Below are 17,551 nucleotides of genomic sequence, written 5' to 3'. Positions count from 1 at the left end.
CTTATTGGTTCGGTTGCGCTGGGGAGATATTCACCAGGTAATTGACTAAATCGCTTGGACTAGAGAAATCTAATAGCGCCTCAGCTAACTCGTCTAACTGAGTAATGGATAAACTCTGAATCTGCTGTTCTATCTCTGGTTCAATTGCACCAAACCGACGTATTAAAAGACGCAGTATCACCGCTACCTCTCCTTTTTGTAGACCTCTTTGTTCTCCCTGCTGCAATCCCTTTTGCAAAATGTCTTGATAAATTACAGATTCTTGCATAACTTCCTCTCTAAATAGCTGTGTAATCAAATTTTTTGGAAACCTCAAACCAGCTAAAACCTGTACGCAAGCTGATATATTCTGTCGTTCATCTCTTTCCTCAATCATATCGACAGCAGCGGCGACTTGTTCTAATAAGTCTTGGGGTGAGTCGGTTCTCGCCAATGTCGCCAGTGGAAGGAGTGCGGGGTTAGCTAGCAGTGGTGTTGGATCTTCTTCCCACAGACGAATCACTCGATACTCGTGTCTGGTTTTTCTGTCCACATATTCAGTGTTAAAGACAATTTCTGAGGATGTGGCTTGTAAGAAAATCAACACTTGCTCAATGTCACACCAGTATTGTCGTTTCAATCTTGTGTAGTAATCAAGCATGCGAAAGTCGAGTGGCGGTGTGGATTTTGGTGAAGTTTGAAACTCTAGATGCAGGATTTGGTTGGAGATTTGCAGGAAGGTGACTGCATCAGCGCGAATTGGTTCTAGGTTGAGTTCTGTTTTCAGGACTTCGATATCTGAGGTGTCAGATGAGAGTAACCATCTGGCAAAATCGGCTGGGTAGTTTTCGGCAAGGTATTTGCAGGTGTTGTCGTAACTCAAGGGGAAATTGCTTACAAAAAAATGTGGATTTTATGCTATTCTATGAATAATGGAGAAGGTGTGCGCAGATAAAGTCAGCTTCACAACAGCGCAATTGGTCGTAAAGAATATTTCAACAAATAAATTATCTAATGAGAGTGGGGTGGGCATCTGGTTCCCCCAGTTTATGGGACGGGCTAGAAGCCATGCGTGTTAACAATCACGTTAAAACGTTTATTCCACGTTGATTTACCCCACCCCTTAATTCCCTCCCCTTAACAAGGGGAGGGGCGGTTTTGGCGTTTGCCTCGTTCCCAGCCTCAGGCTGAGAATGCCTACTGGGAGGCTCTGCCTGCCTTACTTGCGTTACTAGCCGCTTCAATTGCATTTCCAGGTTCCACCTGGAAACGAGATTTTAGAAGGGTTTGGCTTAAGTTGAGACCAATGGCATCTAGTTCCCCCAGTTTATAGGACGGGCTAGAAGCCATACGTGTCAACAATCACGTTCAAATGTTTATTCCACGTTGATTACCCCACCCCTTAATCCCCTCCCCTTGTTAAGGGGAGGGGCGGTTTTGGCGTTAGCCAAAGCCGGGGTGGGGTGAAGCAGCTTCGGGGTGGTAAGTATAAAGCCGTGATGTAACTTAATGACAAGGTTCTTGCCTTAGACACCTATGCCCTCGTCCCGTCTCCCAATTTGGAGCAGGGGTGTCTGTAAGGGCGGGGTGAGATGTAAGTCATGAATGCAACAGGCGTATATTTCCGTAATTGCGGGCAATACTCTTGAAGCATCATAATATTGATATCTCACACCCGCGCCTACTGATGAACGAACAGCGCCAGCAAGCTTATCTCAACTTGATTGAAAGACTGCTGAATTGTCCGAGTGGGGAAGAACCAGAGGTTTTACAGGCGAACCTTGATTTACTTGATGCTGAATTCTTGCTCATGCTGGAAGCTGTGGCGGAGAAATTCTCACTACAGGGGGTAGGAAAATGTGGGGAATAGGGAATTGGTTGAGAAATTTGGCAAATCAGTTGAGGGAAGCGTTGAACCTCACCCCCCAACCCCCACGCCAGTCGCCTCAACGGGGGGAACCCCCGCACGGCGCTGGCTCCTCTCCGCAAGCAGAGAGGGGGGAGAATTATCCCCTTACCGCTGATGGAGAGGCGTTACAAGCGCATCTGCAATTTTTGATGACGGTGCTGCAAGCAACAGCAGAAAGCAAGGGTGATGCGCAGGTACTTTACCCCTTGCTGGCAGAAAACATAGAATATCTCAATCTTGTTTTAGCAGAAGTCTTGCGGCGTTGGGCGACAAATAAGCTGGCGGAAGTGGAGACAGATGTAGCACAATCCATCGCCGTAGATATTGTCAATTTTAGTAATCTCATTCAGCAATTCCCCTTGGGTGACAAAGCCAGCAACATGGAAATTGCTATTGCTGGTTATGAAGCCGTGTTAACCGTGTTCACCCGCCAAGCGTTTCCCCAACAATGGGCGATGACGCAAAATAATCTGGCGGCTGCTTACTCTGACAGAATATTGGGGGAGAAAGCACAGAATATAGAAATGGCGATCGCATCTTACACGAATGCTTTGTCCGTTCACACCCGCCAAGCGTTTCCCCAAGATTGGGCGATGACGCAAAATAATCTGGGGCTTGCTTACGCTGACAGAATATTGGGGGAGAAAGCACAGAATATAGAAATGGCGATCGCATCTTACACGAATGCTTTGTCCGTTAGAACCCGCGAAGCGTTTCCCCAAGATTGGGCGACAACGCAAAATAATCTGGGGCTTGCTTACCGTAACAGAATATTGGGGGAGAAAGCACAGAATATAGAAATGGCGATCGCATCTTACACGAATGCTTTGTCCGTTAGAACCCGCGAAGCGTTTCCCCAAGATTGGGCGACAACGCAAAATAATCTGGGGACTGCTTACCGTAACAGAATATTGGGGGAGAAAGCACAGAATATAGAAATGGCGATCGCATCTTACACGAATGCTTTGTCCGTTAGAACCCGCGAAGCGTTTCCCCAAGATTGGGCGACAACGCAAAATAATCTGGCGGCTGCTTACCGTAACAGAATATTGGGGGAGAAAGCACAGAATATAGAAATGGCGATCGCATCTTACACGAATGCTTTGTCCGTTAGAACCCGCGAAGCGTTTCCCCAAGATTGGGCGACAACGCAAAATAATCTGGCGGCTGCTTACGCTGACAGAATATTGGGGGAGAAAGCACAGAATATAGAAATGGCGATCGCATCTTACACGAATGCATTGTCCGTTAGAACCAAAGACGCCTTCCCGCAAAACCATGCTGAGACATCATTCAACCTGGGTATTGCTTACCAAGATGTACAAAGGTTCACTGACGCTTACACAACTTTTAAATCTGCTATTGAAACAGCGGAGTTGTTGCGGGGGGAAATTGTTTCTGGCGATGAAAGCAAACGCAAGCAAGCAGAATACTTTAATCGAATTTACCGCTGCATGGTAGAAGTTTGTCTGGAGTTGAAAAAATCTACCGAAGCAATCGAATATATTGAGCGTAGCAAAACCCGTAACTTGGTGGAACTGCTGTTCACCCCTGACTTGTATCCCAAACTCGCAATTTCTGAAGAATTGAAAAATCAATTCCAACAGTTACAGCAAGACATCGAACAAGAAAAGCGCCGTATAGAACAAGCAGAAAAATCCAATCTCCAAGATAGCGATCATGGCTTGCTGAATAAGTTGCGTCAACAGCGAGAACAACTGATCACAAGAATTATCGGCTTGAACCCCATCCGCTATGACGAAATTTACAACCTGCTAGATAAGGAAAGTGCGATCGTCCAATTCTACATCTTTGACAATTGTTTTCGTGCTTTCATTATCACCTGCCACAAGGAACAACCTGAAATTTGGCAGTCGCAACTTCAAGACTTAGAAAAGTTAGAAAATTGGAGAGATGAATATCTCCAGCTTTACTCTGATAACAAAAAGCACTGGCGATATTGCCTGAATGATAAACTCAGTCAACTTGCTGAGATTTTACATATACAAGAAATTCTTTCTGTTGTTCCACAAGAGTGCAAGAAAGTTATTTTAATACCCCATCGTTACCTGCACCTATTCCCTCTCCATGCTTTACCCATACAGGAATCGTGTCTCCTGGAATTATTCCCCCAGGGAGTAGGATACGCCCCCAGTTGTCAACTTTGGCGGGTGACTCAAAACAAAGGCAAAACATTATCTAACTCGCAATTCCGCCACCTATTCGCCATTCAAAACCCGACAGATAATTTAGAATTCACCGACATCGAAATCGAGACAATTGCTGCAGCATTTCACCCACGCCAAATCCTGAAAAAGAATGAAGCGACAGCACAAGCTTTGACAGAATCACCAACCGCCGAATATTTCCGCGATGCAAACTGGCTGCATTTTTCTTGTCACGGCTACTTCAATTTTAACCTTCCTGAAAAATCCGCTTTACAGTTAGCAGCTTCTGAGATTTCTCCTCTCCCAGAAGATGCAGAAATCTCCCGCTATTTGCGAGTTTCTGAAGACGCCGGAATTGATTTAAAAAAATGTCTTACCTTAGAAAATATCTTTCAATTAAATTTACCTAACTGTCGTCTTGTCACGCTTTCCGCTTGCGAAACAGGCTTAGTTGACGGTTTCAATACCAGTGATGAATATATTGGTTTACCCAGTGGGTTTATCCGCGCCGGTGCAGCGAGTATCGTCAGTAGTTTATGGGCTGTCGATGACTTTTCCACGGCTTTGTTAATGATTAAATTTTATGAAAACCTGCAAACTTTAACTCACAATGTGCCAATTGCTCTTAACTCTGCACAGGAGTGGTTTCGTCGAGTCACCCAAGAAGAGTTACTGCAATGGCTTGATGGTAAAACAGATATGGATGCTGAACAAAAACAGAAAGTAAAAGAGAGATTAGAAAACTATAACCCAGAACATAAACCATTTGAGCAGGCGGGTTTTTGGGCAGCTTTTTGTGCAATTGGAGAATAACCTCACCCCCCAACCCCCTCTCCGCAAGCAGAGAGGGGGAGTATTTCCTTATTCATAATCAGGTTGTATGAAGGATACAACCGAGAAAAATAATCCAAAATCTCAAACAGGTAAAAACTATGGAACCAGATAAGATCATCGAAGCCTTTACCCAAGTCGTGAGAGAACAAGATTATGTGTTTTCTGACGATGCGATCGCCGATTTACCGACACTGCAAAAAAATCTTGCTGCGATAGAAAATCTTACCTCAGAAGCAATTGTAGAAGTGATTAGTCAGTGGTACAAAAATCATAAATCTGTGATAGATGCCATGCTGGTTGAAGAACGAGAAATTAGTAAAGTTGCGAAGACGAAACCGCAAAGCCAAGAAAACACTCTGGAAAATCGTTACCGAGTTTTGCAAGAGGAAGTGCAAAAATTACAAGAAAGAAAGAAGGGAGATGAGCAAAAATAGAGTTTCTCGTTCCTCGTTCCCAGCCTCCGGCTTCTCGTTCCTAGCCTCCGGCTGGGAACGCATGGTTTGAGGCTCTGCCTCAAAACTGATAAACTGGAGGCGGAGCCTCACAGAATGCATTCCCATGCAGAGCATGGGAACGAGAAGGGAACGAGAAGGGAACGAGAAGGGAACGAGAAGGGAACGAGAAGGGAACGAGAAGGGAACGAGAAGAGAGAAAATATCAAAAACTAAGTACCAAAACCTTACATGAAAATCTATGCTCCTAATATTCACCTCTTCGCTTTTCAGCTTTACAAGGGTGCAAATGTAGATTCCACTTCTGTGCAAGCTGATGATATTCAACTGTGGCAAGTTGCTGATAAAATAGTCCACTCCACTTTACATCAAGATTTACATTTGAGTCGGCGCATAGATATTCACAAAGAAACGGAAAGTCCCCGCGTTGATTTGCTCAAAGACTCAGAAGTCAAAGATGATAATTATGCTGTAGATACAGAGGGTAAAATCTCCTTTGACAAACAACAAGTCGTCATCAAAGGCTTTGCTTATCCCTTGCGACTTCTTGATAGCTACGGTTTGTGGCTCAATTTACGTCGTCCAGAAAAAGAAGATGATGGAATTACACCAACGGAAGATGTCGATATTGCTCTCTTGAGCAAGTTAAATCCAAATAATTGTTTCACCTTAGAAAAAAACAAATTCTTTCTCGGACAAACTTTATTAATAACTGCTTGGCTAACAGGGGCTAAAGATGAAAAATATCTTTATCAAATTGCTCAAGAGTGTCTGGAAGCAGTTTTTCCTAATGTATCTCAACGTCCGCCTTTTCATCGTCAAGGTGAGTTATTTGGAAGTCCGATTTTTGAATATGGCTTATTTAGCCAGTTAACTAACTACCAACACGTCCTCATCTGGTTATTCCGTGATAGCAAGGCAGATGAGAATTTAAATCTATGTTATCAAGAATTGTTAGACTTGTTCTTCTTTCGCACCAAAATTATCAAAGCTTATCAAGACAGTCGCATCACTTATCACGATGTTGCTTCAGCTTATAAAGAGATAGAAGACGCAATTGATAAGTTGCCCAAAAAAGGTGAAAACGATGAGGTGACAACAAGCGAATTAAAAGACTTAAAAAACAAGTTGAAAGAATTACCGCAATTAGCTTTGAAGTATACTCGTTTGCTGCGAAATTTAGAAGATTATCAAAATACAATTGCCATAAATGAGTCTAATTATTCAGAACGATTGCAACAAATAAGTGGTATAATTGAAAATGGTGAATTGGCGTTTTTCAAAACTTTCAGTCAGGACAATTCTCCTTTTTTCCAAAAACAAATTCAAGCTGATTTGGGATATTTCCGCCACGGTTCTACGTTGTTAGAGCAAGCTATATCCTCAATTCGCGGCATAGTAGAAATAGAACAAGCCGAACGCGATCGCTCTTTAGAAAACACTATCCAAATCGTGGGTGTGGGGTTAGGTGGGGGTGCGATCGTCTCTGGGGTTGTCACACAACATATTGACAAACCAATGACAATATCTTTTAACAAACCGCCGCATCTCATAGTGACATCGTTGTTTTGGAGTTTTGCTGCTACCTTGCTTTTTGGCTGGCTGGCTTGGCGTTGGACTCAACGAAAGAATTAGGTTTGGTAATGGTAAATTTCCAAAGTGCTAATAAGTGGAGGGTTAATTATTGCCCAAGCAAGATGTTTTGCGGGTCATTCATGCATTACCCCTCCTGTTTCGTAGAAGATTGGATTGACCGACTACCGAAGATAGAGATAGGTAATCGAGGTTGCTGATCCCATTCCCGCGCCAGCCGACGGAAGCGCATAGGTTAGGGGTTGCAACCTGATTACCCGCTTTATATATCACCACTGACATTCGTAGTACCGAGTACAGTGGGAGGCTTACGGCGAAACAGCTCAATAAAAGAAACTGGGTTTCTATCAAATTGCAAGATTTTTATGAAGCATTTTGCATTTGAGCAGTGCGTACTGATAGCTGTTGTGTCCGGTTACCCCTCTGCACTTTCAACTGCAACTCCTGACCAACACGGCTAGCTTCCACAATATCAAGCAAGTGTGTGCCCTTAGTGATGCGTTGTCCATCAACCTGAACAATCACATCTCCCGGACGTATACCTGCTGCTGCTGCTGGAGAGTTGGGTACCACTTGCCTGACCAAAACACCATTAATTTCTGGTAATTGAATAGGAGAATTCGGGTTAGAGTTGAATTGCCTTGCCAGTTCGGGTGTTAACTCTTCCATTTGCACACCAATGAATGGGTGAGCGATTTTTTCTCCTCGTTCTAGTTTGGCTGCGACTGTTTTAGCTTTATCTATGGGAATGGCAAACCCAATACCCATCGCGTCGCCACGAATGGCTGTGTTAATTCCAATGACTTCACCTTGACCGTTCAAGAGTGGTCCACCAGAGTTACCGGGGTTGATAGCGGCATCAGTTTGAATGAACTCTAAGCGCTTGTCGGGAATACGAACTTCGGCACTAGAACGTCTGAGGGTGCTGACAATTCCTAGGGTGACGGTGTTATCTAATCCTAAAGGGTTACCGACTGCGATCGCCCAGTCACCCACCTGTACATTATTTGAAGAACCCAAGGGTGCAACTGGTAAATCAGCACCAGCATTAATTTTGACCACTGCCAAATCCGTCACTTCATCCGCGCCTTGTACCTTTCCTTCAAAGCTGCGTCCATCCTTAAGGCGGACTGTCACCTTATCAGCCTTGTCCACCACATGGGCATTAGTCAGAATTAATCCACTCTTATCAATAATAAAACCAGAGCCAAGACCGCGTAATTGCTCAGGAGGCAATTGCCCCTGGAAACCGTTACCAAAAAACCGCCGGAAAACGGGGTCGTCAAAGAATGGATCGGCGACTCGTCGGGTAATTGTGCGTTCAGTATCTATCCTGACGACTGCTGAACCAACGCGATTGACTGCTGCTGTAACAAAGCTACTACTACCAATAGCAGCAGTCGCTGGTGATGGCCTCTGGGCAACGAGTTGTGCAGATTCAGCAGCCACGGAACTTGGTGCAGGTTCTGCTTGGGAGGGTGAGACTCGCAAAGTGCCAACAGTTAGCAAAACTCCCAAAATTATGGCTAACACATGAGTACTTAGTTGGCGGATTGATCGGGGTAGTTTGGATCGCATAACCACAACCTAATGTTTCAGCCTAATTGTTGTTTAATCGTGAAAAATCTCTCTATAGCTATTTTTGCAGGTTCGATGAGAACTACTGTCGATTGACGTTAGCTAATTGCTCCAGGTTTCGTTTCTTCTACCTAATCCTCATAAAGTCATTTATTTATTAATTTACTCACATCTTCAAGAAATTTTTATGTAAATTAATTACTCAGTATTAAAAAGGGAACCCCAAAGCCCCCCATCCCCCCATCCCCTCCTCTCTTGTCTAGGCTAGGATCTTATTTACTGGCAGCACCTCTAAAAACCTATGACTGGATCGAACCGATTAACAAAACAGTCCTTACCTACTTCTAAACAGGATAAGGATCTACTCTTAACGATACAGATAAACACAATACACAGCATATTCATAACCCTGAAGAGTTGGTTCATTCTCACGTTCATAGCGAAGAGTCTTTGCGGCGAATAGTAGAATCGGCTGTCACGTATAGAAGGGCACATTCGCGGCATCAAAACAATGGTGCAGCAAAGTAGTCCTTGTCCTGATGTATTACTCCAAATTGCCGCAGTGCGGGGAGCGCTGGATCGGGTGGCGCGAATTGTCCTAGATGAACATTTAACAGAGTGTATTGCTAGAGCGGCAAAAGAGGCGATATTGAAGTTGAACTGGAACAACTTAAAGCGGCATTGGATAGGTTTTTACCCTAGGGGACTTGTGTGCAATTTGCATTTTTCAAAAAACAGGAGTTAATTTCGTAAATATATGCAAAGCACACCCTTTCTAAACTAAATATGATGATTGAAAATTATCAATTTCACTATTCTTTCAGTGGCAATCCAGATAAACCACTGATTCTTTTTTTACACGGATTCATGGGTAACAGCCATGAATTTGATCAAGCTATCTCATTACTGTCTCATGAATTTTACTGTCTGGCAGTTGACCTTCCTGGACATGGAGAAACCAAAGTTTTAGGTGGTGATGAGTGTTATACAATGCCAAACACTGCCCATGCCATAATCAATTTACTAGACGATTTAAAAATTACCAAATGCTTATTGGTTGGTTATTCGATGGGAGGGAGGTTAGCTTTATACCTCACCCTACATTTTCCTCACCGTTTTTCTAAAGTTCTTTTAGAATCAGCTTCTCCTGGTTTGTTTACAGAAGCAGAACGAGTAGAACGAGTGAAACGTGATGAGCAAATAGCCAGGAAATTAGAAAGAAGTGTTAATAAGAATGATTTTGCTGTTTTTCTATCCAACTGGTACAATCAGCCTATTTTTGGCTGTATCAAAAACCATTCCCAATTTCAGCACATTATAGAAGTTCGTTTGCAAAATAATCCCATTCAATTAGCGAAATCACTGCGATTAATGGGGACTGGATCTCAACATTCTTTATGGACAAAACTGAAGGAGAATAAAAATCCTTTGCTTTTATTAGCAGGAGAGTATGATGAAAAATTTATAGATTTAAATACAAAAATGACTAAAAATTGTAAATATTGCCTGCTAAAAGTTATTAACAGTTCTGGACATAATATTCATTTTGAGAATGTCAAGTCATTTGTTGAAAATCTTAGAAGATTTTTCGTTGAGGTAGAATCTTTTAAATGTTTGATAGAATTATAATTAAAGCTTGATTTCATACTTGCTTAGCTTAAAGTTGTCTGCCTTCGCTAAAGTTGACGGGAAAGTTGGTTAGAGTTAATGTGGGCATTGCCTCTAACCAGGTATTTGCACCCTTCATACATCCCCTAAGTTAACTAAAAATCGGTCAAGTTGAGCTCAGTTTGCTCCTAGTAACGCTCATAATGACCAGGAACCCATACCCGACGGTTCTGTCTTCTCTCCCAACGTCCAGGAACCCACCTCTGGCGTTCAAACCGCTGCCGTTGAATTCGCCTAGCAACTACGGCTTTGGTTGGAACTGTGTGAACGCGAGGGTTTACGATAACCTCGAATGCCGATGCCTGTGTTGGTATCGAGGCAATAGCTAATGGTAGAGCAAGCATTGTACCTGCGATAATGCGTTTCATCAATAAATCTCCTTTCAATTATCTTAGATTCAGTCGGTGCAATTTTTAGCCGACTTAATATCTAAGATAGAAATTCACTCTGTCATACAACAGGTATGGAAGTCATAAACCCGACATGACTTTCGTAGGAATCTTGAGTAGGACTAATGTCATGGGTTGGCAGATATTGGAGAAAATGATGAGGACAGCCGACACATATAGCAATCCTCTTTGATTTTGTGAAAAAGGGAAGACAAGGGAGCATCCCAATTTTTTCAAAACGCAAAACAAAGTAGCTCTGATTCACACTCTGTGTTCCTTTGTCTTGAAAAGTTTCCTAGGTCGGGAAACCCCAACGGGAGAGCCAGTTGCCTACGGAGGGAAACCCTCCTGCAGCACTGGTCTCACCTCCTGCAGAACTTTTCGCTGCGCCAACCTCTGCGACCCTTTGCGTTTTAAAATAAACTCAAACATTTGGGATGCTCCCGAAGACAAGGAAGACTTGGGGGAGGTATTTCACAAATCCAAGGGCGGACTGCGATAGAAATGCCTACTGCATTCCTCACAGTGATTTTCCAGCCGCCTTTAATTCTTCTTGCAAAATTTTCTGATAAATCTGTGGTAAAGATCGAGTCACAGAATTAGTTTCAATACCATATCCCAAACTTGTCCAAGTAGGAGACAGCCGCCGCAAAACTTCTTGTAACTTTCCTTGGCGCAGTTGTTGAGAAATATCAGTTCCCCAGAATTGGCGATCGCTCAGCCACCGGTAAACCACTGCGTCTTGATACTCTGCTTCAAAACTATAAGAAACCCAAAACATAAATTGTCCTGGCTTTGGGTGATAGCGAGGAGCTAGATTATACCAGGTAGTATTAATGATTTGATACCTGCCAGCAGCTGTAGAACAATTTCCCTTGTTGGGACCTGTGACAATGGTGACGCATACCTGAGGATGGCGGCTGAGGTTGTCAACGTGGCGTCCACCATACAACACTGAATAAGGACGAAAACTACTTGCTTCACTGGCTGAGATAGTTCGCATTAAAGCGCGGATGTAAGGATCGCCCCCTTTCATAACTAAGGGAGGCTGTTTGTTGCCAAAGGTGGGATCAGAATGCGATCGCAAATCTCCAAAGACATACCACTGCAACAAACATACCAAGCCAAGAAGTGCGGCTATTGGTCCTATGAGTTCTTCAACGCCGCCTTTGCGTTCTAAGCCTTTTTTCAGAGTCCGACTCCTTACAGTTACCTGCTATTGTCATCAAAATATAACAACAGTGTTCGACGCACTCATTCAGGAAATTTTCACAAAATGAGTCAAAAGTCAATAGTTATTATACTATTAACTTTTAACTCAGTACCCAGTACTTAACTTAGGCGACATTCGCAAAAAGTTCTCCAAAGCTTTTCGCGGGAGTGTTTTCCTTCGCAACAATCTCTACAATTTTATTTTTGGCTGCTGGCTCAAACAATGCCTCAACGCAAACCTGGGCGACTTTTTGCCGGGGAATACTGCCATCAAACAATGTATCAGCGCTTTGCATCACAATTGAGTTGGAGTTATCTTCATTTTTTAAACCACCTGGTCGCACAATAGTATAGTTCAGACCGCTTTTCTGGAGGTACTCCTCAGCTTGTTTTTTCCAAACCAAAATCAGCCAGAACAAGTTCAGTGGATGGAACAATTGAGAAGCAGCCAAAGAAGAAACAAAGACAAAATGCTCAATTCCCTTTGCCTTTGCTGCATCTACCAAATTTTTAGTTCCTTCATAATCCACTTTATAAGGTCCGGTCGGGTCAAAGCTTGGTTTTGCGCCAGTGGCACACAGTAGTACTGTGCTGTCTCCCAAAGCAGCAGTTATGCTTTCTGGTTTTAACACATCGCCCTGCACCAACTCGGCGTCCGCTGGCAAAATACTCCTTGCTTGCTGTACATCCCGCACTAAGGCACGAACGGGAATATTCCGCGCTATCAGCTCTTGTACTATTCGGCGACCTGTCTCACCTGTTGCCCCTGCTACTAATGCTTTCATAATAAGCGCTATCCTAGAAAACTAGTATCTGTTTTTCAGTTTTCTATTGTAGAGATTATGTAGAGATTAGATGAACTATATGACAGATGATTGAGATTTCCGCCAAAATGGGGATTTAGTGCGAAACTTTGTCCCTGCGAGGGGAATTCTTAATTTAGACAAACGCTCTCACTATAGAAGAACCCTTTTATGCTTTCAAAAAACACCGATTGTCAATCGTTTGAAACAACTGAAGCAGTCTTGTCCGTGACATCGACTCTAGAAGAAGCACCTGACGGAACCCAAGAGAAAGCTGTAGGGACACCAACAAGGTTTTACGGTCGTTATAGCGACTGTATGGAAATGTACGCTGCACCTGGAACCGTTGCAGAATATCTCGATAGTCACGCTTCATGGTTTTCCCGGTGTGCTGAACCGATGAAAGTGGAACCTCTGGGGGAAAATGGCTATGCTTTAGTCATCGGTCGCTTTGGCGCTTTTGGTTATGAAGTAGAGCCAAAAATTGGTTTGGAACTGTTACCGCCAGAGGAAGGGGTCTACCGTACCCGTACGATCGCCGTTCCTGACTATCAGCCTCCTGGTTATGATGTAGACTACCGCTCTTCCCTACGATTAGTAGAAAACGTGACAAACGATGCTTCAATCAGCGTTGGTGAAATGACACGAGTCGAATGGGAATTGGATTTGACAGTCGATATTCACTTTCCCAAGTTTATTCAGCGATTACCCAAGTCTTTAATTGAATCTACAGGCGATCGCCTACTTAACCAAATTGTCCGCCAAGTTTCTCGCCGCTTGACTCGCAAAGTGCAGGAAGATTTTCACCAATCATGTGGTATTCCCTTTGGGATCAATTCCAATAAAAAGCGCTAAGTCAAGAGTCAATAGTCAGGAGAATCCTCTTGACTATTGACTCATGAGTCATAACTAACTACTATGCTTGACTGAGAATTCTTTGGACAATTTCCACGCCACTAAGAGCCTGCCAAACAAATAGACCTAAAAGGGCAAAGTTTAACAAAATATGAGTCATACGCGCCCAATTTGCCCCTTTTTGCATAAAAGGCGACAGAGAAGCAGAGAAGGCAATTAAACTTGTCATACCAAGCCCTGCTAGTAGGTGAGGTCCAACAAACAACTTACCATTGGTGATATAGGTAACAGCCATACCACCAACAGCGCCTGTCACCATCAAAGCCAAAAGTATAGAGCCGATTTGGTAGTGTTTAACGTTGTATCTACCTTTTACTAATTCTTTCTTTTGTTCACCCTCAGCATTTCTGGTACGTTGGACTTGCAGTCCTAGGTATGCTGCATATAACGAAAGTAGTAAGAGCGCCCACATTAAGACTGGGTGAAAGAAGTTTGACCAGTATTTTACTGATGGTGAAAGTTCCAAATTCATAGCTGTTCCCCTTATCCTTAAATCTTCATAAAAATTAGCATAACCTAATTGGGAATAGGTAGATGGGAAGATGAGATTGACAGATGAGGGAGATCGGAAAAACTCCACCAGTTGTGATCTCCACCTTCCGGCTCCCAATTAATGACTAATGACTCAATGACTAATGATTAAAAATAACGATATCTTGCTGCTGTCGGCTGCTAGAAATGGTGATATCAAGCAGGTGCATTCACTGCTGAATGCTAATACTGTTGTAGACACGGGCGATCGCGATGGCACTACGCCCTTAATGTTTGCGGCTCATTTAGGCTACACCGAAATTGTGCGATCGCTTCTTGATGCAGGTGCCAACATCAACTTGAAAAGAAAGCGCTATGGGTTGACGGCTTTGATGTTAGCAGCGAGTGCTAACAGTCTTGACATTGTAAAGCTTTTACTCTCTAGAGGTGCGGATGTCAATGCCACGAATGAAGATGGCAGCACTGCCTTGATGGTAGCCGCTCTCAAAGGACACACGGAGGTGGTGCAAGCCTTGCTTGCTGCTGGTGCCAAGGTAGATGTCAAAGATAAAGATGAGGACACAGCTTTTGAGGTGGCAGTACGCGCTGGACATACCGCAGTTGTACAAGCAATACTACAAACTCATGCAGATGTCAATGCTCAAGATGAAGAGGGAGAAACCGCATTGATGATTGCGGCAGACTTGGGACATTTGGAAGTTGTGCAAGCACTGTTAGCAGCAGGGGCTGATGTAAAGCTGCGAAACCTTGATGGAAGTACGGCTTTATCAGCAGCAGCAGCAGCGGGACATAGTGCGATCGCAGCAGCAATACTTGCTCACGGTGCTGATGTCAATCTTCAAGATAAAGATGGTGAAACAGCTTTGCACCTTGCTGTGGTAGAAGGTTATACCAATGTGGTAGCAGTCTTACTCAGCCAAAATGCTAATGTGCAAATCAGGAACCATTTAGGAGATACACCGCTACTTTTAGCAGCTTTGCAGGGACACAGCCAAATTGTCGAAGCACTGCTGCGTCAAGGAGCGAAGGTGAACGAAAAAAACTTGGGTGAGTTCCCGTTGACACTAGCAGCAACCCAGGGACACACTGAAATTGTGAAGTTCGTACTAGATTATGGTGCTGATGTCAATACTCGAGCCGATGATGGAAAAACCGCTTTGATTAAGGCAGCAGAACGCAACCATATAGGCGTGATCCACCAGCTTCTGGCAAAGCAAGCAGATGTGAATCTGCAAGACTCAGCAGGGGCGACAGCGTTGATGTGGACAGCTTCGCGGGGTTATGGCGAGGCGGTGCAATTGTTGCTACAGGCTGGGGCAGACGTGAATGTCAAAAATCAGGGTGGTTATACAGCTTTGATGCTCGCAGAGTTTAATGACTACCCCGGTGTCGTACGGAGCCTGCGCATAGCGGGCGCACAGGAGTAAGAATATTTGTCCGGGTTGGCTCCAGGTGGTTGAGTCGTCATGCAGTTGAAACGGAACTTCCCCCGGTACAAATGTACTTAAATGTCTGGAATGGTCGAAGCAGTGGTGAATAAAATTATTCTTGTAGGGGCTTGTTCTGCGATCGATATAGGCGACCATAGCGGCGACGCAGATAGACTAAACCAGCTCCTGCAAGTATGCTACCGCCTGTTGTCAAGGGTTCTGGCACTGGTGTGGATGATTTAGGAGTTAGTAAATAAGCACGATAGTCATATGAACCTGCTCTGCTATAACCGACAATCTGACCTTTGTTATTAATAGCTGTTGCTGTATCCAGCCTTATCCCAGGGTCAATTAGGGTGTTAAGGTCAACCATGCCATTACTGCTGCTCCACAAAAAGGCGCGACGACCGTTGAAGGTGCTATCTGAACTCCCCACCACCTGTCCTAAATCATTGATATCATTGGCATAACTAGAGTCATTATCGGAAGCAGGAAATCGACCTGGCGGCAGACCGAGGTCAACCATGCCAGTACTGCTGCTCCACAAAAAGGCGCGACTACCTTGACTGCCATTGCTATTACCTGAATTCCCCACCACCTGACCTGCATTATTGATAGCGGAGGCAGAACTGGAATTCTTGTTTGGGAGGGTGCCAAGGTCGGTCATACCAGTGCTGCTGTTCCATAAAAAGGCGTGAGATGTGCCATTGCTGGTACTGGATGTCCCCACCACCTGGCTATTATCATTTATGTCAGAGGCGCGACTGGAAGACCCACCTGGGAGGGTACCAAGATCAGTACTACCGGTGCTGCTGCTCCATAAAAAAGCGCGATTCTCCCCACCCACCACCTGTCCTGCATTATTGATAGCATTGGCAGCACTCGTACCAAGGGCAGTCATGCCAGTGCTACTGGTCCACAAAAAGCCCTGGCCATCTGAAGACCCCACCACCTGTCCTGCATTATTGATGCCATAGGCGTAACTGTCCCTCCCTCCTGGAAGGGTGCCGAGGTCAGTCATGCCAGTGCTGCTGTTCCACAAAAAGGCGCGATTAGGATTAATACCTGAAGAACCTACCACCTGACCTGCATCATTAATGCCTAAGGCGTAATTGAAATAAAATTGACCTACATTACCTAAGTTGGTGACATCGTACATTGTTGCTGCCATTGCTGAGGCGTTCATGCCCAATGTCATCACAGCAGCACTGCCAAATAATACTGTTAGCTTTTTGACTTTGGTTTTAAGTTTTGTCTTTAAGCTTGTGATTGATGCCATGCAACTAGCTCCTGCAGGTGAACTGTGTATTTGGAAATGAGATATAAAAAGACTTACGCCACTTACTCTGAGGGCGTTTTTTTGCTCTATTTCCGTAGTCATTTGCCACACTGGTGTTTTTTGTTGAATTTACAACGAGTGATAGATACACCTGTGTTGACTATTTCACCCTGGCTAAACGTGAAATGTATTTACTTGCGGTAGATTCTTGGAATTAAAGTGTGTATTAAGATGCTTCAATTTTTCCTAATTATATAGGCTTACGTATGAGTGGCAAAAGTATTGATGGTATTAATACTGTATTTCTTTGCAAAAAAATTACTCAAACTTTATAATTTTAAAATTTTAAGTAAGTATAAATTAAAGAGGCAAATGATGGAAGTAGCAAGCAGCCATCGGGTTTTGTGGGTGGGAATTGGGTGTGGGAGGGGAACTTCACGACAGTTGATCCAAAAGGCAATTGCACACGTTTTTAGAGAAAATCAACTGGCAGAAAGTGCGATCGCAGGTATTGCGACTATTGATATTAAATCTCATGAAACTGGTTTAGTGGAACTTTGCCACCAACGTAATTTGCCTTTGAAAACATTTCCCTCTGATGTTCTCAACAAAGTCTCAGTCCCCAACCCATCTAAAGTTGTCGCCAAACAAGTGGGAACCCCTAGCGTGGCGGAAGCTGCTGCTTTGTGTGCAGCATCTAACCTCACCCCCCTAGAGTCTCCCCATCAGGGCACAACACAAAAGTTAGGGGAGTTACTAGTTGCTAAACAAATTTTCCGTTTAGAAGGGCAACCAAGAGCGGTAACGGTAGCTGTTGCTCAAATGTTACCAAACTCATAAAGGGGACTGG

The 17,551-nt window shown here is 43.9% G+C and carries 15 protein-coding genes and 1 pseudogene; 9 read left to right on the top strand and 7 right to left on the bottom strand.

What is annotated here, in order from left to right; genetic code table 11:
* Position 1: 1 nt before the first annotated feature.
* Positions 2-862 (bottom strand): DUF4351 domain-containing protein, encoded by an 861-nt coding sequence (locus V5G28_RS34595; protein WP_332996071.1) that lies wholly within the window; start codon positions 860-862, stop codon positions 2-4.
* Positions 863-1,666: 804 nt separating this feature from the next.
* Here V5G28_RS34595 and V5G28_RS34590 point away from each other — a divergent pair.
* The 4 genes from V5G28_RS34590 (at position 1,667) to V5G28_RS34575 (ending at position 6,977) form a co-directional block, all read left to right on the top strand.
* Positions 1,667-1,849, top strand: coding sequence for a hypothetical protein (locus V5G28_RS34590; protein ID WP_336231539.1), 183 nt, complete (start codon positions 1,667-1,669; stop codon positions 1,847-1,849).
* A complete protein-coding gene (locus tag V5G28_RS34585; protein WP_332996067.1) occupies positions 1,837-4,869 on the top strand; it encodes a CHAT domain-containing protein in 3,033 nt (1,010 codons plus the stop codon). Before V5G28_RS34590 ends, V5G28_RS34585 begins: the two co-directional genes overlap by 13 nt.
* 119 nt (positions 4,870-4,988) lie before the next feature.
* On the top strand, positions 4,989-5,324 hold the full coding sequence (locus V5G28_RS34580) for a hypothetical protein (protein ID WP_332996065.1): 336 nt from the start codon (positions 4,989-4,991) through the stop codon (positions 5,322-5,324).
* Positions 5,325-5,573: 249 nt separating this feature from the next.
* A complete protein-coding gene (locus V5G28_RS34575) occupies positions 5,574-6,977 on the top strand; it encodes a hypothetical protein (protein WP_332996063.1) in 1,404 nt (467 codons plus the stop codon).
* A 321-nt stretch (positions 6,978-7,298) separates the two neighbouring features.
* Here the strand turns inward: V5G28_RS34575 and V5G28_RS34570 are convergent, their stop codons facing one another.
* Entirely contained in the window at positions 7,299-8,513 is a 1,215-nt protein-coding gene (locus V5G28_RS34570; RefSeq protein ID WP_332996061.1) for an HhoA/HhoB/HtrA family serine endopeptidase, read from the bottom strand.
* A gap of 301 nt (positions 8,514-8,814) precedes the next feature.
* Between V5G28_RS34570 and V5G28_RS34565 the strand changes: the two are divergent.
* Positions 8,815-9,215 (top strand): annotated as a pseudogene (locus tag V5G28_RS34565) (metal-sensing transcriptional repressor).
* Between the two features lie 84 nt (positions 9,216-9,299).
* Positions 9,300-10,142: a 2-succinyl-6-hydroxy-2,4-cyclohexadiene-1-carboxylate synthase gene (gene menH, locus V5G28_RS34560; RefSeq protein ID WP_332996059.1), complete on the top strand. Its 843-nt coding sequence runs from the start codon at positions 9,300-9,302 to the stop codon at positions 10,140-10,142.
* Positions 10,143-10,309: 167 nt separating this feature from the next.
* Here the strand turns inward: menH and V5G28_RS34555 are convergent, their stop codons facing one another.
* The 3 genes from V5G28_RS34555 to V5G28_RS34545 all read right to left on the bottom strand — a co-directional run bounded on the left by V5G28_RS34555 (position 10,310) and on the right by V5G28_RS34545 (position 12,567).
* On the bottom strand, positions 10,310-10,549 hold the full coding sequence (locus V5G28_RS34555) for a hypothetical protein (protein ID WP_332996057.1): 240 nt from the start codon (positions 10,547-10,549) through the stop codon (positions 10,310-10,312).
* A 541-nt stretch (positions 10,550-11,090) separates the two neighbouring features.
* The gene (locus tag V5G28_RS34550; RefSeq protein WP_332996286.1) at positions 11,091-11,762 is read right to left on the bottom strand and encodes a glycoside hydrolase family 24 protein; all 672 of its coding nucleotides are present in this window, start codon (positions 11,760-11,762) and stop codon (positions 11,091-11,093) included.
* Positions 11,763-11,907: 145 nt separating this feature from the next.
* Entirely contained in the window at positions 11,908-12,567 is a 660-nt protein-coding gene (locus V5G28_RS34545) for an SDR family oxidoreductase (protein WP_096561226.1), read from the bottom strand.
* Positions 12,568-12,756: 189 nt separating this feature from the next.
* Here V5G28_RS34545 and V5G28_RS34540 point away from each other — a divergent pair, with 189 nt between their 5' ends.
* Entirely contained in the window at positions 12,757-13,440 is a 684-nt protein-coding gene (locus tag V5G28_RS34540) for a DUF1997 domain-containing protein (RefSeq protein WP_332996053.1), read from the top strand.
* A 61-nt stretch (positions 13,441-13,501) separates the two neighbouring features.
* Here the strand turns inward: V5G28_RS34540 and V5G28_RS34535 are convergent, their stop codons facing one another.
* Positions 13,502-13,972: a DUF4079 domain-containing protein gene (locus V5G28_RS34535; RefSeq protein ID WP_332996051.1), complete on the bottom strand. Its 471-nt coding sequence runs from the start codon at positions 13,970-13,972 to the stop codon at positions 13,502-13,504.
* Positions 13,973-14,135: 163 nt separating this feature from the next.
* On the opposite strand from V5G28_RS34535, the gene V5G28_RS34530 reads away from it, so the two are divergent.
* A complete protein-coding gene (locus V5G28_RS34530; protein ID WP_332996049.1) occupies positions 14,136-15,419 on the top strand; it encodes an ankyrin repeat domain-containing protein in 1,284 nt (427 codons plus the stop codon).
* Positions 15,420-15,534: 115 nt separating this feature from the next.
* Here V5G28_RS34530 and V5G28_RS34525 read toward each other — a convergent pair whose 3' ends face one another.
* Positions 15,535-16,701, bottom strand: coding sequence for a DUF3466 family protein (locus V5G28_RS34525; protein WP_332996046.1), 1,167 nt, complete (start codon positions 16,699-16,701; stop codon positions 15,535-15,537).
* 372 nt (positions 16,702-17,073) lie between these two features.
* Here V5G28_RS34525 and V5G28_RS34520 point away from each other — a divergent pair, with 372 nt between their 5' ends.
* A complete protein-coding gene (locus V5G28_RS34520) occupies positions 17,074-17,541 on the top strand; it encodes a cobalamin biosynthesis protein (protein ID WP_332996045.1) in 468 nt (155 codons plus the stop codon).
* Positions 17,542-17,551: the final 10 nt, after the last annotated feature.

It is taken from the genome of Scytonema sp. PRP1, from assembly GCF_036697665.2.
Lineage (GTDB): Bacteria > Cyanobacteriota > Cyanobacteriia > Cyanobacteriales > Nostocaceae > Kalymmatonema > Kalymmatonema gypsitolerans.
Note: the sequence above shows the minus strand (reverse complement) of the source record. Positions and strands in the feature narration are given on the sequence as shown.

Excerpts from the sequence above, each read along its gene's own strand:
- V5G28_RS34590 (WP_336231539.1), top strand. The coding sequence starts at position 1,667 with ATGAACGAACAGCGCCAGCAAGCTTATCTCAACTTGATTGAAAGACTG.
- V5G28_RS34585 (WP_332996067.1), top strand. The coding sequence starts at position 1,837 with ATGTGGGGAATAGGGAATTGGTTGAGAAATTTGGCAAATCAGTTGAGG.
- V5G28_RS34580 (WP_332996065.1), top strand. The coding sequence starts at position 4,989 with ATGGAACCAGATAAGATCATCGAAGCCTTTACCCAAGTCGTGAGAGAA.
- V5G28_RS34575 (WP_332996063.1), top strand. The coding sequence starts at position 5,574 with ATGAAAATCTATGCTCCTAATATTCACCTCTTCGCTTTTCAGCTTTAC.
- V5G28_RS34570 (WP_332996061.1), bottom strand. The coding sequence starts at position 8,513 with ATGCGATCCAAACTACCCCGATCAATCCGCCAACTAAGTACTCATGTG.
- menH (WP_332996059.1), top strand. The coding sequence starts at position 9,300 with ATGATGATTGAAAATTATCAATTTCACTATTCTTTCAGTGGCAATCCA.
- V5G28_RS34555 (WP_332996057.1), bottom strand. The coding sequence starts at position 10,549 with ATGAAACGCATTATCGCAGGTACAATGCTTGCTCTACCATTAGCTATT.
- V5G28_RS34545 (WP_096561226.1), bottom strand. The coding sequence starts at position 12,567 with ATGAAAGCATTAGTAGCAGGGGCAACAGGTGAGACAGGTCGCCGAATA.
- V5G28_RS34540 (WP_332996053.1), top strand. The coding sequence starts at position 12,757 with ATGCTTTCAAAAAACACCGATTGTCAATCGTTTGAAACAACTGAAGCA.
- V5G28_RS34535 (WP_332996051.1), bottom strand. The coding sequence starts at position 13,972 with ATGAATTTGGAACTTTCACCATCAGTAAAATACTGGTCAAACTTCTTT.
- V5G28_RS34530 (WP_332996049.1), top strand. The coding sequence starts at position 14,136 with ATGATTAAAAATAACGATATCTTGCTGCTGTCGGCTGCTAGAAATGGT.
- V5G28_RS34525 (WP_332996046.1), bottom strand. The coding sequence starts at position 16,701 with ATGGCATCAATCACAAGCTTAAAGACAAAACTTAAAACCAAAGTCAAA.
- V5G28_RS34520 (WP_332996045.1), top strand. The coding sequence starts at position 17,074 with ATGATGGAAGTAGCAAGCAGCCATCGGGTTTTGTGGGTGGGAATTGGG.